The organism is Denitrobaculum tricleocarpae (assembly GCF_007004665.1).
GTDB classification, from domain to species: domain Bacteria; phylum Pseudomonadota; class Alphaproteobacteria; order Kiloniellales; family Kiloniellaceae; genus Denitrobaculum; species Denitrobaculum tricleocarpae.
Genome location: NZ_ML660054.1, coordinates 385,539 through 399,765, shown reverse-complemented (window position 1 = coordinate 399,765; position 14,227 = coordinate 385,539). Strand labels below are relative to the sequence as shown.

At 59.9% G+C, this 14,227-nt stretch carries 11 protein-coding genes; 7 read left to right on the top strand and 4 right to left on the bottom strand.

Features of this window, described 5'->3' with window-relative positions; all coding sequences use genetic code 11:
* The first annotated feature begins 120 nt into the window (after positions 1-120).
* The 5 genes from FKG95_RS10900 (at position 121) to FKG95_RS10880 (ending at position 6,777) form a co-directional block, all read left to right on the top strand.
* Positions 121-1,272, top strand: a complete 1,152-nt coding sequence (locus tag FKG95_RS10900) for an AI-2E family transporter (protein WP_142896376.1) — start codon at positions 121-123, stop codon at positions 1,270-1,272.
* Positions 1,269-1,970 carry an HdaA/DnaA family protein gene (locus tag FKG95_RS10895; protein ID WP_142896375.1) on the top strand — a complete coding sequence of 234 codons (702 nt, stop codon included), beginning with the start codon at positions 1,269-1,271 and terminating at the stop codon, positions 1,968-1,970. Before FKG95_RS10900 ends, FKG95_RS10895 begins: the two co-directional genes overlap by 4 nt.
* A gap of 129 nt (positions 1,971-2,099) precedes the next feature.
* Positions 2,100-2,879 carry an SDR family oxidoreductase gene (locus tag FKG95_RS10890; RefSeq protein WP_142896374.1) on the top strand — a complete coding sequence of 260 codons (780 nt, stop codon included), beginning with the start codon at positions 2,100-2,102 and terminating at the stop codon, positions 2,877-2,879.
* Positions 2,880-3,092: 213 nt separating this feature from the next.
* Positions 3,093-5,264, top strand: a complete 2,172-nt coding sequence (locus FKG95_RS10885; protein ID WP_281281449.1) for an RNA degradosome polyphosphate kinase — start codon at positions 3,093-3,095, stop codon at positions 5,262-5,264.
* 13 nt (positions 5,265-5,277) lie between these two features.
* Complete coding sequence (locus FKG95_RS10880) at positions 5,278-6,777, top strand: Ppx/GppA family phosphatase (RefSeq protein ID WP_246116740.1); 1,500 nt, start codon at positions 5,278-5,280, stop codon at positions 6,775-6,777.
* A gap of 23 nt (positions 6,778-6,800) precedes the next feature.
* Here the strand turns inward: FKG95_RS10880 and FKG95_RS10875 are convergent, their stop codons facing one another.
* Positions 6,801-7,859, bottom strand: a complete 1,059-nt coding sequence (locus FKG95_RS10875; RefSeq protein ID WP_142896372.1) for a M23 family metallopeptidase — start codon at positions 7,857-7,859, stop codon at positions 6,801-6,803.
* A gap of 7 nt (positions 7,860-7,866) precedes the next feature.
* Positions 7,867-9,036 carry a ribonuclease D gene (gene rnd, locus FKG95_RS10870; RefSeq protein ID WP_142896371.1) on the bottom strand — a complete coding sequence of 390 codons (1,170 nt, stop codon included), beginning with the start codon at positions 9,034-9,036 and terminating at the stop codon, positions 7,867-7,869.
* A gap of 193 nt (positions 9,037-9,229) precedes the next feature.
* Between rnd and aspS the strand changes: the two genes are divergently transcribed.
* Together aspS and aguA are read left to right on the top strand one after the other, a co-directional pair.
* Entirely contained in the window at positions 9,230-11,005 is a 1,776-nt protein-coding gene (gene aspS, locus FKG95_RS10865) for an aspartate--tRNA ligase (RefSeq protein WP_142896370.1), read from the top strand.
* Between the two features lie 194 nt (positions 11,006-11,199).
* Entirely contained in the window at positions 11,200-12,216 is a 1,017-nt protein-coding gene (gene aguA / locus FKG95_RS10860) for an agmatine deiminase (RefSeq protein ID WP_142896369.1), read from the top strand.
* Between the two features lie 37 nt (positions 12,217-12,253).
* On the opposite strand, the gene FKG95_RS10855 is transcribed toward aguA, so the two are convergent.
* Positions 12,254-13,027, bottom strand: coding sequence for a GGDEF domain-containing protein (locus FKG95_RS10855; RefSeq protein ID WP_179954044.1), 774 nt, complete (start codon positions 13,025-13,027; stop codon positions 12,254-12,256).
* 214 nt (positions 13,028-13,241) lie between these two features.
* Positions 13,242-14,210 carry a 2-hydroxyacid dehydrogenase gene (locus tag FKG95_RS10850; protein ID WP_142896367.1) on the bottom strand — a complete coding sequence of 323 codons (969 nt, stop codon included), beginning with the start codon at positions 14,208-14,210 and terminating at the stop codon, positions 13,242-13,244.
* Positions 14,211-14,227: the final 17 nt, after the last annotated feature.

The following is a 14,227-nucleotide window of genomic DNA, read 5'->3' as shown; positions in this document are numbered from 1 at the left end:
GACCGCGGCGTGTTAGCGCTTTATAACGACGGACAGGCTGGCTGAATTTTGCGCGAACTTCGAATTGCTCCCCTTGAGATTGATTAAAGCTCTGAAGACGATGACGACAGGATTGGCGCTATGACGGCGGAACGGCAGATCCGGTTCTGGTTTTTCGGCCTCTTGGTCTTTCTGATTCTGCTGTTCTTCCTGAGCAGCGTCCTGCTTCCCTTCGTGGCCGGCATGGCCATCGCCTACCTGCTGGATCCGGTTTGCGACAAACTGGAGGCCATGGGCGCCTCCCGCACCATCGCGACTTCAATCGTCACGCTGATCTTCCTGGTCGTGGTCCTGCTGGTCATCCTGCTGCTCGTTCCGCTGATCGTGGGACAGGCCGCGCGCCTGCTCGAGAACCTGCCGGGATATCTCGAATTTGCCCGCGCGAAGGTCGCGACGCTGCTGACCATGATCGAAATGCGGGTCGACGATCAGATGCTGGAAAAGCTCAGGTCTGCGGTTTTAGGCTCGGCGGACAATGTCTTCTCCTGGCTGACCACCGCCTTTGTCGGCGTCTTGAGCGGCGGTGTCGCCGTCGTCAACCTGCTGTCTCTCATGGTGATCACGCCGGTGGTTTCCTTTTATCTGCTGCGGGATTGGGACAAGATTGTCGAGCGCGTCGACGGCTGGCTGCCGCGCGATCATGCAGAGCAAATCCGTGAACTGGTCAAAGAGGTCGATTCGACTCTCTCTGGCTTCCTGCGCGGGCAGGGGACGGTGTGCCTGATCCTGGGAGCATTCTATGCCATCGGGTTGAGCATTGCCGGTCTCGATTTCGGACTGATCGTCGGCATGACGGCCGGAATTCTATCGATTGTGCCCTATGTGGGGTCGATCGTGGGCCTTGCCCTGTCAGTCGGCCTTGCGCTCGGTCAGTTCGACAGCCTGACCCCGGTGATTGCGGTTGCCGCGGTTTTCTTTGCCGGTCAGATGCTCGAGGGTTACATCCTGACTCCCAATCTGGTCGGGGATAAGGTCGGGCTGCACCCGGTCTGGCTGATTTTCGGTCTGCTGGCGGGCGGCACGCTCTTTGGTTTCGTCGGTATCCTGCTGGCGGTTCCGGTCGCTGCGGTCATTGGTGTCGGGGTGCGGTTCGGTCTGGGGCAGTATCTGAGCAGTCATTACTATCAGGGTACGGGCCGGGCAGCGGCGCAGGAACCTGCCGCGTCCGCCGCCGCGGCTGATGCCCCAAGTGCGGCGCCTGAAGCCTCAAGTGAAGAAAAAGCCGAATCATGAGCCGGCCTGCGCAAATCCCGCTCGATCTCGGACACCGCCCGGCGCTTGGCCGCGAAGATTTCCTGGTGATGCCCAGCAATGAATTGGCGGTCGGGGTGATCGACAACTGGCCGCAATGGCAGGCCTTTGCCATTGCACTCTGTGGCCCGCCCGGCAGCGGCAAGTCCCATCTCTGTCAGGTCTGGCGCGCCAGCAGCGGCGCTGTCGAGGTCGATGCTCAATCCCTGGCACAGCACGAGCCGCCCGAACTGATCGGCGATGCGACCTGCTGTGTCGTCGACGGGGTTGAGGAAGCGCTCGCGACCAGCGCCGAATTGCAGCGCCGGCTGTTTCACCTCTACAACATGATGCGCGAGCGTGATGGTTATCTTCTGGTCAGCGGCCGCGAAGCGCCGGCCCGCTGGCGCTGCGGCCTGGCCGATCTGCGCTCGCGCCTGTCTACGCTGCCGGTATTCGAATTGGGCGCGCCGGACGATTTGCTGATCGAGGCGGTGCTGGTGAAGATGTTTGCGGACCGGCAACTTAAGGTCAGCCCGGAGGTCTTGCGCTACATTCTGCCCAGGATGGAGCGCTCCTTTGCCTGCGCCCGCGCCCTGGTGACGGCGATCGACGCATCGTCGCTGGAGCAACGGCGCGATATCACCATCCCCCTGGTGCGTGACGTCTTGGAATCTGATCGTCTTTCGCCGCGCCCGTGAGATGATGCTATGGAGAGAATGTCTGCGAGGCCTCACGGTATCGGCCCGCAGTTGATGTGACGGCTGCTTTGCCGGCCTGCAACGGTACAACGCCGGGCAGGATGTTTTGTTTGTATTGGGAGGAAATCCATGGATCTCGGAATTCGCGGCAAGACCGCGCTGGTTTGTGCGGCAAGTAAAGGCCTCGGTAAGGCCTGTGCGATGTCGCTGGCGCGCGAAGGCGTGGATGTCACGATCGTGGCGCGGACGGCAGGACCGCTGGAAGCGACCGCCGAGGAAATTCGTCAGGCGACGGGCGTTAACGTAAAGGCTGTCGCAGTTGACATCACCAGCCCCGAAGGCCGCGCCGCGGCGCTCGAGGCCTGTCCGAACCCTGATATCCTGGTGAACAACGCAGGCGGTCCGCCGCCGGGCGACTTCCGTGATTGGGAGCGGGAACACTGGATCAAGGCGATCGATGCCAACATGCTGACTCCAATCGAACTCATTAAGGCAACGGTCGACGGCATGATCGAGCGGCGCTTCGGACGGATCATCAACATTACCTCCGGGGCCGTTAAGGCGCCCATCGACATTCTCGGCCTTTCCAATGGCGCCCGGGCCGGTCTGACCGGATTCGTTGCCGGGATCGCCCGCAACACGGTGCGTCACAATGTCACCATCAATGGCTTGCTGCCGGGACCCTTCGACACGGATCGTCTTCAGGGAACCTTGGCGGCGGTCTCCAAAAAGACCGGACGGCCGCTCGAGGAGGTCCGGGACGAACGCATTGCGACCAACCCTGCCGGGCGCTTCGGTTACCCCGAAGAATTCGGTGAAGCCTGCGCTTTTTTATGTGGCCAGCATGCCGGTTTCATCACCGGACAGAACATCCTGCTGGACGGCGGCGCCTTCCCGGGCACGCTGTAGGAGAGACGCGCTCCCGGCACTTTTGCGTCGGGAGCGTGTGCTGCTTTGCATGCAGGTTGCTCGTGCGTGTCAATCTGCCGGGTTTGCCCTTTTACTCGCATGACTGACACAAAACGGTAATAATATCTGCAGTCTCGTATGCTATTAGCTGGATCGAACCCAGAGCGTCTCGAACGAATGGGGTAGAATGTGGACGAAACAGCGCAGATCGTTGTGGCAGAAGATAAATCTGGAAATGTAGTCCGTACCGGGAAAGACATCGGTATGGAGTCGCCGGAGCGTTTTATCAACCGCGAGCTTTCATGGCTGGCCTTTAATGAACGTGTCCTGGAGGAAGCCGGAAACAAACGGCATCCCGTGTTGGAGCGTGTCCGGTTTCTGGCGATCTCATCGAGCAATCTGGACGAATTCTACATGGTTCGGGTGGCGGGCCTGAAAGGTCAGTTGCGCGCCGATGTCACGGCCCGCACGCCGGAAGGTCTGACGCCTGAACAGCAACTCACTGCGATAAATGACCGGATAACGCAACTGCTGAAGGATCAGCAGGCGTCCTGGCGCGCTCTGGTAAAGGAGATGGCGCAGGCGGGCGTCGCGGTGCTGAGCAGTGACGAACTGACACCGGACGAGAAGAGCTGGCTCGACGATTATTTTACGGATCAGATCTTTCCGGTTTTGACGCCGATCGCCATCGACCCTGCGCACCCTTTTCCTTTTATGCCGAATCGCGGCTTTTCAATGGTTCTGGAGCTCAACCGGACCGAGGACAGCGCACATATCAATGGCTTGATCCCTCTGCCGTCCCAGATCGATCGCTTTATCCGCTTGCCTGGCGAGAACCTGCGCTACATTCGCTTGGAACAGGTCGTTCGACTGTACCTCGATATGCTGTTTCCCGGCTTCATCGTCATGGGACACGGATATTTTCGAATTCTGCGCGACAGTGACATCGAGGTGGAAGAAGAGGCCGAGGATCTCGTCCGGGTGTTCGAGACGGCTCTCAAGCGCCGGCGCAGGGGATCGGTGATTCGTCTGACGGTCGATAAGAACTTGCCGCCCGAGCTCCTGGAGTTCGTGGTGCGCGAACTCGATGTGGACAATGCTGACGTCTTCCAGCTGGATGGCTTGCTGGGGCTTGCCGATGCAACGCAAATCGTGCGGGACCGCAGCGATCTTCTATTCCCGCCCTATAATCCGAGATTCCCCGAACGGGTCCGGGATTTCGGCGGCGATTGTTTCGCGGCCATTCGGGCCAAGGATTTCGTGGTTCACCACCCTTATGAGAGCTTCGATGTGGTGGTGCAGTTCATCCGTCAGGCGGCGCAGGACCCTGCCGTGGTCGCCATCAAACAGACGCTTTACCGAACCAGCGAGGATTCGCCGATAATCAAGGCGCTGACCGAAGCGGCCGAGGCGGGCAAATCCGTGACGGCCCTGGTGGAGCTCAAGGCCCGCTTCGACGAGGAGCGTAACATTCGCTGGGCCCGGAATCTGGAGCGGGCCGGGGTGCAGGTCATCTACGGCTTTATTCAGCTCAAGACCCACGCCAAAATATCGCTGGTTGCCCGCCGCGAGGGATCGCACCTGCGGACTTACGTCCATTACGGCACAGGCAACTATCACCCCATCACGGCGCGGATCTATACCGATATCTCTTTCTTCTCCACCGATCCGGCTCTGTGCCGTGACGCTTCGCGGCTTTTCAATCACATGACCGGTTACGCCAAGCCGAAGCCGATGGAGAAGATCGCCTTCGCGCCGCTGACCCTGCGTCAGCAACTGTTGAGCCTGATTGACGACGAGATCGAGCATGCCAAGGCCAAACGTCCGGCGACCATCTGGATCAAAGTCAATTCTCTGGTGGATGCTGAGGTTATCGACCGGCTCTACAAGGCTTCGAAGGCGGGTGTTTCGATCGATCTGGTGATCCGGGGGATCTGCTGCCTGCGGCCCGGGGTGAAAGGCCTGTCGGAGAACATCAGGGTCAAGTCCATCGTTGGACGTTTCCTGGAGCATAGCCGGATCTTCTGTTTCGGCGCAGGCAAGGGACTGCCGTCAGCCGAGTCGAAGGTCTACATCTCGTCAGCCGATTTGATGCCGCGGAATCTGGACCGCCGGGTGGAAACCTGCGTTCCGGTCGAGAATTCGACCGCGCACAGGCAGATCGTCGAACAGATCATGATCGCGAATCTGAACGACGACGCGCAGAGCTGGGTTCTGGAGTCCGATGGCGAGTACCGGCGCATTCTGCCGGGACGTAAGCCGTTTTCTGCACACACTTACTTCATGACCAACCCGAGCCTCTCGGGACGAGGTTCAGCATTGCTGAAAACCAAGCGGGGCAAGAAAGCGCCGCGATTGGTTCTGAAGAAAAAGCACAGCAATTAGAGGGAATTTGGTTTTGCACGCAGTCGAGACTGTGCCGTTCGCCGGCGAGGAGCGGGTGGCCGTGATCGACATCGGGTCCAACTCGATGCGTTTGGTTGTGTTCGATGCTCTCAAACGGGCACCGGCACCGGTGTTCAACGAGAAGGTTTTCTGTGGCCTGGGACGCGGTTTGAAGCGGACCGGCAGTTTGGACGCGGATGGCGTCGTTTCCGCGCTCACCAATCTGGCGCGTTTCACCGGCCTTGTCCGCTCCATGGGCGTGACGGAGCTGACGCTTCTGGCAACGGCGGCCGTGCGCGAAGCTGACAACGGTGCCGATTTCGTCGGGCAGATCGCGGAACGCTTCGGACTGGAAGTCCAGGTCCTGAGCGGCAAGGCGGAGGCGCGTTTATCGGCTCTTGGCGTGATCTCGGGTATGCCTGACGCGGACGGCATAATGGGCGACCTGGGCGGCGGCAGTCTTGAGCTTGTGGAGCTGAAGGGCGGTAAGATCGGCCGCTCGGCAACGTTGGGACTGGGGCCCTTGCGGCTGATCGAACTCTGCCACGGCGACCGCAAGGCAGCCAAGGCGGAGATCAACCGGCAGCTCGAGACTGTCGAGTGGCTGACGGAAGCAAAAGGCCGCACCTTTTACCCCGTCGGCGGATCATGGCGCGGTTTGGCCCGCATCCATATCAAGCAAACGAAATACCCACTGACCGTCGTTCACGGCTACGAAATGCAAAGCGATGCGCTCCAGAGTCTGGCGTCGCTGGTCAGCGGCCTGGGGGCGGAGTCCCTCACTCAAACCTCCGGCGTGAACAGGCGGCGTGTTGAGACCCTTCCGTTCGGAGCTCTGGTGTTGGAGCAGGTCCTGCGGCGCAGCCGCTTCAAGCGAATTGTCTTTTCGTCCTGTGGTTTGCGCGAGGGCCACCTTTACGATCTTTTGCCCAAGAAAGAACAGGCCAAGGATCCGCTTATTGCGATTGCGCAGGATATCTCGGAGCGCGAAGGGCGCTTCCCCGACCTTGGACAGCCACTCGCCGACTGGTCCGCGCCGCTCTTTGAGAATGAAGATAAAGAGGAAGCGTTGCTGCGTCTTGCCGCTTGCCACCTGTCGGATTTTGCGTGGCGTGAACATCCCGAATACCGGGCCGAACAGGCCCTGTTCCGAATCCTGCACCACCCCTTCATCGGAGTGAACCACAGTGGCCGCGCCTTCATGGCTTACGCGGTCTTCCTGCGCTATGGCGGCGCGCTCAACTCGCGCAGGGTCGCGTCGATTCTGCCTTTGATGAAGCCGAAGATGCTGCGCCGCGCTCAAAGCCTGGGATTGGGGCTGCGCCTCGCATTCATGCTGTCCGGTGGGATGCGTGGGATTCTGGAGCGTACATCCCTGGCCATGAAACCCAACCGTGTAAACCTGGTGTTGCCGTCAGATGGTTCGATCCTGGCGGGAGATGTGGTCGAGCGCCGCCTGAAGGCCCTGGCGGACGTCTTGGAATTGAAGGCGGGGGTCGTCGTCGAGGACTAAACCGGATCTGGAGGAAGAACCGGTCAGCGAATTTCGATTTTTCTGATGATCTTGAGAACTTCGTCGAACTTTTCGCTGTCCGGCGCGACCGGACGTTCAAGAAAGTACTCGCCTTTGTAGGTTCCCGCTGGCCAGGCATCTGTGCCGCGGCGGCGCGGCAGGTACCATAGGCTGACCGGACTGTCTCTCTCGGCGCGTTGGATCGTCTCTGTCAAAACCGCGCCATCCGCATCGTAGAGGCGCATCCGGACGCGGTCACTGCGGCGAAGGCCCCAGATTTGAGTCCAGAATACCAGTTGTTCGGCCGTCGCCGGCAGGCGTTCATTTTTTTGCAGGCCGCGTTGTACCCTCGCCATTGAAGGTGCGATCTGGTCAAAACCCGCATTGAGCACGCCTGAGGGGCGGTAGGCCAGAATCTCCGCCGCTTCGTCGTCCCAGAAAGAATGATGAGCGCTCACACCGCAGCCGCTTCCCGGCAGCCTGCCGCTGTAAGGGTCAATCACGTCCTGATGGTGGGTCAATATAAAGTGCAGATGCGGAAAGCTCGTCGTGCCGGATGCGCCGATCAGGCCGAGTGGCTCGCCGCGCTTCAGTTTCTGTCCGTTGCGGACCCGGACACTGCCCTGACGCAAGTGCGTGTAATGGGTTGTCCAGCCGTTGCCGTGATAGATGGAAACGGAGTTGCTGGGCATGACCGGGCCCTTCAGGGCTTGGGGGATCTCGACCTGTTTGAGCAGCCGATCGGGAATGTCGTTGCGACTTGCGATGACCGTTCCATCCGCGGCGGCCAAGACAGCTACGCCGCGTTCCATCGTGGCGATCGACCTCAAGCGGATATCGATACCTTTGTGCCCGTTATAGGTCAGAGGACCGCAGGTGTGATCCAGTGCGCCGGGACCGGGGTCAAAATCTATGTAATTCTGTACGGAACAGAAGTCTTTGTCGGTGCAATCGACCGGCATGCTCAAAACTGGTGCATCGGCGAGCCGATAACCGGGTGTCGGTTGCGTGTCGGCGGCCGCTCCGGACAGATGCGCGGAGGCGATCAGCGGAACCAGAAATCCCGTTATCAACCGGCGCATGGGGCAGCTAACTCGCGTCTTCCCCGGACCCTAACGGCACGACACGGATCTTGCGATTGCGCGTGGTCAGGGCCAGGCGGCCGTTCTTGAGAGCCAGGGCATCATCGCCAAAGAGTTCGCGGCGCCAGCCGCTCAGCGCGGCCACGGGCGCGTTGTCGTCCGCGGCGATGTATTCCAGGTCGGCGGAGTTGGCGATCAGCTTTTGGGCAACGTCGTGCTTCTCGCACTTCATTTTGAGCAGGACCTTGAGCAGGTCGATCACCGGCCCCAGTCCGTTCGGGAGATCCGGTTTGCGGGGCGGGGAAGGGCAGTCGGTTTTCGGGACGGCGAGGCCCTTGTTGATCGCAGTCAGGATGCCCTGGCCGATTCGGCCGTTGGCGACGTCGCGGGACAGGCCGCGTGTCCGGCCCAAGGCATCGGCGTCGGTCGGCCGGTGCGCGGCAATGTCAAAGAGCTGTTCATCCCGCAGGACCCGGTTGCGGGGGGTATTCCGCCGCTGGGCCTCGCGCTCCCGCCAGGCCGCCAGTTCTTTCAGAATGGCGAAATAGCGGGGATCGCTTGAGCGGGTTTTCAGGCGCGCCCAGGCATTTTCGGGGTCCATCTTATAGGTGTTGTCACTGGTCAGGGTCGCCATTTCCTCGTCCAGCCAGGCGGCACGCCCCGAGTTATCGACCCTGCGTTTCAACTTTTCGAAGGCCGGGCGAAGATGAATAACGTCCGAGAGGGCATAGTTCAGCTGCTTGGCTGAGAGCGGCCGGTGCGACCAGTCGGCGAAGCGCGAGGATTTGTCGATGTGTTCCCCGGTCAGTTTGCGGATCAGGGTGTCGTAGCCGACGGAATCACCGAACCCGCAGACCATGGCGGCAACCTGGGTGTCGAACACGGGACCGGGCACATGACCCATCAGGTTGTAGAAGATCTCGAGGTCCTGACGCGCGGAATGAAAAACCTTCAGAATATCCGGGTTGTCCATCAGCGCGTAAAGCGGCGCCAGGTCTATGCCTGGCGCTAAGGTGTCGATTGCGGCGACTTCATCCGGTCCACCAATTTGTACAAGGCAAAGTTGTGGCCAGTAGGTCGTGTCGCGCAGAAATTCTGTGTCGACCGCGATATAGTCTGCGGTTTCCTGACGTGCGCAGAAGGCGGCGAGTTCGTGATTGTCGGCTATAATTGTCATGGAACCGATATACACGGTAATGCCCGGCGATAAAAGCCAAGGCCAACGATCCGGGGATAAGAGCAATTTAACTTCGGTTTATCTGCCGGAAGGCAGCGGGATTTCGGCCTCCAGGCCTTGACAAAAGGGGTGGTTAGATGCCTCTTTCGCCCCGCTTTCCATTGATGTGACCAAGAGTTCCAAAGGACCCGATATGCACCCCTATCGCACGCATAATTGTGCAGAATTGCGCCTGTCAAACGCGGGTGAAACCGTACGCCTGTCCGGATGGGTCCATCGCAAGCGCGATCACGGCCAGCTTCTGTTTGTCGATCTGCGGGATAATTTCGGTCTCACGCAATGTGTCATCGACATCTCGAGCCCGCTGTTCCAGAAGCTCGAGTCGGCCCGCAACGAGAGCGTGATCACGGTCACGGGACGGGTCATCGAGCGGACGGCGGAAACCATTAACGACAAGCTGCCGACCGGCCAGATCGAAATCGGTGTGGATGAGCTGACGGTTCAGTCAACTGCGGACATGCTGCCACTTCAGGTGAATGCCGATGAAGATGCCGGCGAAGATATCCGCCTGCGCTATCGTTACCTGGACCTGCGCCGCGAGAAGATGCATGAGAAGATCCTGCTGCGCAGCAAGGTGATCTCCTCGATCCGAAGCCGCATGATCGATCAGAACTTCACCGAGTTTCAGACACCGATCCTGACCGCGAGCAGCCCCGAGGGCGCGCGCGACTACCTGGTGCCCAGCCGCATTCATCCCGGCAAGTTCTACGCCTTGCCGCAAGCGCCGCAGATGTTCAAACAGCTGCTGATGGTGGCCGGTTTCGACCGCTATTTCCAGATTGCCCCTTGTTTCCGCGATGAAGACAGCCGCGCCGACCGCTCGCCTGGCGAGTTTTACCAGCTCGACTTCGAGATGAGCTTCGTCACCCAAGACGATGTTTTCGCAGCCATTGAGCCGGTTCTGCACGGCGTCTTCGAAGAGTTTGCCAATGGCAGGGCCGTTACGCCTGCGCCATTCCCGCGCATTCCCTTTGACGAGGCAATGCTGAAGTACGGCTCGGATAAGCCCGACCTGCGCAATCCGATTGAAATCATTGATGTGACGGAAGCTTTCCGCGGCTCCGGCTTCGGAATTTTCGCGAAACAGGTGGAGACCGGGGCCGTTGTCCGGGCCATTCCGGCACCGGGCGCTGGCGGGAAGCCACGCAGTTTCTTCGACAAGCTGAACGACTGGGCGCGGGCCAATGGCGCGGCCGGGCTGGGCTACATCAATTTTGCGGACGGTGAAGCCAAAGGCCCGATCGCCAAGAACCTCGACGCGGATCGTATTGAGCAGATCAAGGCCGCGACGGGCGTCGCCGACGGCGATGCGGTCTTCTTCGCCTGCGATAAAGCCCTGGCAGCCGCCAAGTTCGCGGGCACGGTGCGTAACAAGCTGGGCGACGATCTCGACCTGCTTGAGAAGAACTGCTTCCGGTTCTGCTGGATCGTTGATTTCCCCATGTTCGAACTGGATGAAGACACCGGCAAGATCGAGTTCAGCCATAATCCCTTCTCCATGCCGCAGGGCGGGTTGGACGCCCTTGAGAACCAGGATCCACTGACCATCAAGGCCTATCAGTACGACATCGTCTGCAACGGCGTAGAACTCTCGTCGGGGGCCATCCGGAACCATCTTCCCGAGGTGATGTACAAAGCCTTTGCCATTGCCGGCTATGCCCAGTCAGAGGTGGAAGAGCGCTTCTCGGGTCTGCTCTCGGCCCTGAAGTTCGGCGCACCGCCTCATGGCGGCTCGGCGCCGGGCATCGACCGGATTGTCATGCTCCTGGCGGATGAGCCGAACATCCGTGAAATCGTAGCCTTCCCGATGAATCAGAAGGCCGAAGACCTGATGATGCAGGCGCCCGCCGAAGTTCCCATGGAGCGGCTGCGCGAACTCCACCTTCAGCTCAAGCTGCCGCCGGAGTAGGCGGCGGCGGCAAGCCCTCGAAAAGGTTCATCGGAACTGCTCGCATAGACTGTATTTTTTTGGACTGTCAAACCTATTGGTGTTTACGCTATTCTGTAAGCGGGCGCCAGATTGGGGTGGTTGATCCAATTGCTATTCCAACCGGGCTCACCTAGAGTTTGCGGCTCGTTACGGAAACGTCAGGAAATGCATAGATGACTCTGCCACGTGATGACGGGTACTTCATGCCCGCCGAGTGGATGCCTCACAGCCGATGCTGGATGGCATGGCCGTGCCGCGAAGCCCTTTGGGGGGATCGCCTGGAAATGGCTCAGGATGCCTATGCCGAAGTGGCCAATGCGATCGCCCAATTCGAACCTGTGACGATGATCGCCAATCCGCAGGATGTGGCCGAAGTCTCTTTGCGCTGTGGTTCCGGGGTCGGGTGCCTGCCGATTCCCCATGACGACTCCTGGACCCGTGACACGGGGCCTTCTTTTCTGGCCAATACGCAGGGCGAACTGGCCGGTGTGGCCTGGCGCTTTAACGCCTGGGGCCAAAAATACAACGAATACGAAAAGGACCGGCAAACGGCGACAGCCATCCTCGAGCACTTGGGACTGCCGGTCTTCGCGGCGGATATGGTCCTTGAGGGCGGTGCGATCCATGTGGATGGGGAGGGGAGCCTGCTGACCAGTGAGCAGTGTCTGCTAAACCCGAACCGCAATCCGGATCTGACGCGCTCAAAGATCGAGGAAAAGCTGCGAGCCTATCTGGGCGTCGAGACGATTATCTGGCTGAACGAGGGCTTAATCGACGACGAAACCGACGGGCACGTCGATAACCTTGCCTGCTTTGCGGCGCCCGGGATTGTTTTAGCGCTTTCCAGCGATGATCCCAGCGACGAGAACTATACGGCGCTACAGGAGAACATTGACCGTCTGCGGGGAGCGGTCGACGCAAAAGGCCGTTCGCTCGAGGTGATCGAAGTGCCGCAGCCGGATCGCATGAACGACGATCACGGCAGACGCCTCAGCCGCTCCTATATCAACTTCTACATCGCGAATGGCGGGATCATTATGCCGTCGTTCGAGGATGCGCAGGATGCCCGCGCTTACGAGATCATCGCCGACGCCTTTCCCAACCGCTCGGTCGTCACTGTGGCCGCCAACGACATTGCTTTCGGTGGTGGCGGTATCCACTGCATAACCCAGCAGCAGCCCTTGGTTTAGACCCTGCCGGCGGCGCGATTTGACGAGCGACCGGCGCTCAAGACTGTGCCAGATGGGAAGACTCTTCGGCCGGATGTTTGCGACGGCGGCGGCTTGGCTTGCCGGGCGCGGCCAGCATTTTTCTGATCTTGTTTTTGCGCGCGTAGAGACTCCGGTCCGCCAGGAACATGACGGTGTCCGCTGTCTTGCCGGGACCGTAGCTGTCGACTCCCAGACTTGCCGAAACCGGGATCTGATGACCGTTCCAGTTGATCACCAGGGTATTCAGCATTTTATCGAGCTTGTTGGTGAGACGGGCCGCCGTATCGGGGTCGGACTGCGTGAAAAGGATGGCGAATTCGTCTCCGCCGATCCGCGCGACCGCATCGCACTGGCGGGTATTGCGAGAGAGCTTTCCGCCAATGGCGCTGAGTACGGCATCTCCTGCCAGATGGCCATAGGTGTCATTGATCGCCTTGAAGTGGTCCAGGTCGCATAGAACCAGCAGTCCGCTCTCGTCCGAACGGTCTGCCCGTGCTAGGGCACGGGCAAACTCTGCATCGAAACCGCGCCGGTTGAGGAGGCCCGTGAGTTCATCTGTTACCGAGAGACTCTCCAGATAGCGGATGCGTTTACTCTGCTCCGCGACCGTTTGCTCGGCCTCGGCCGCGAGGGCGAGCAGTTCCTCCAGCAACTCCTTGGAGGCCGGATCGACTTTCCAACTGCGTGGCTCCGGGAGCTTTTGCAGCCGTTCGCTGATCGCGCAGCAGTCGGTGATCTGGTTTTGCTCGGCTTGCTCTGTGGCTTGCTTCAAAGCTTGTGATGCAGACACGGCGTTTATTCCCCACAGTGAATGTTAGTGCGCGTCTAATACGAAGCAAACGCCGTGCCAGGAAATAAGGTTATTTTTGTGTCATTTCGAAGTTTCTGGCCGGTAATTTTTTCCAACCCGGCAAAAACAGCCAGTCCCAAGGGCAATTTTTGAACGCTGCGGAGAGCCTGCGGGCTGTAGAGGCGGCGGGCGGCCCGCGGCTTGGTGCCGCCGTTTACACCAAGCGGTCGGGCGGGCTGTCGCCCCGGAAAAAGGCATCCAGATTATCGAGACATTTGAAACCCATAGCGTTACGTGTCTCGACTGTCGCGCTTCCCACATGAGGCAGTAAGAAGGTGTTCGGCAGGTCGCGGTAGGCCGGATTGATCTTGGGCTCGTTTTCGAAGACATCCAAGCCGGCGGCTGCGATTTTTCCGCTTTTCAGCGCATCGATCAATGCCGCGTCGTCCACGATAGTTCCGCGCGCGGTATTCACGACAATGGCACCGTCTGGCATCAGCGCGAGATGATCCCGATCAAGAACATGATGCGTCTCCGGGGTGGCGGGGCAGTGGATGGAGAGAAAATCGCAGTGCGGCAGCAAGGCCTCGAGCGTCTCGTGGTAAATGGCGCCGTTCTCCTGGGAGGCAGGGAGGCGCTGGCGTTTGCTGTAGTGGATCGTCATGTCGAAACCTCGGGCGCGCCGGGCCACCGCTTCGCCGATCCGGCCCATGCCGAAGATACCCAGACGTTTGCCGGTGACCTCGGTGCCGACCAAAAAGTTCGGTTTCCATCCGGTCCATTTGTCTTCACGGACAAGCCGTTCGCCCTCATAGGCGCGGCGTGCCGCCGCCAGAATCAGAAGCATCGCGACGTCAGCCGTGGCATTGGTCAAAACGTCCGGCGTGTTGGTGACCACAATGCCTTTGTCTTTGGCTGCTGTCAGATCGATATGCTCGAAACCCACCGAGTAGGTCGCAATGATCTTAACCTCGTCGGGCAAAGCGGCGATCGTGTCTGCGTCCATCTTTTCCGTTGAGGTGCAGAGGATGGCGGCGCAACCCGCTGCCCGCTCGAGCAGTTCTTCTCGGCTCCAGAGTGTATCGTCATCATTCAGGCGCGCCTCATAACTCTGGGTCAGCCGGCTGATCACATCGCTGGGCATGGCCCGGGTCACGAGAAGGGATGGTGGCGTGTTCGGCATACAAAGAACGCTCCGTG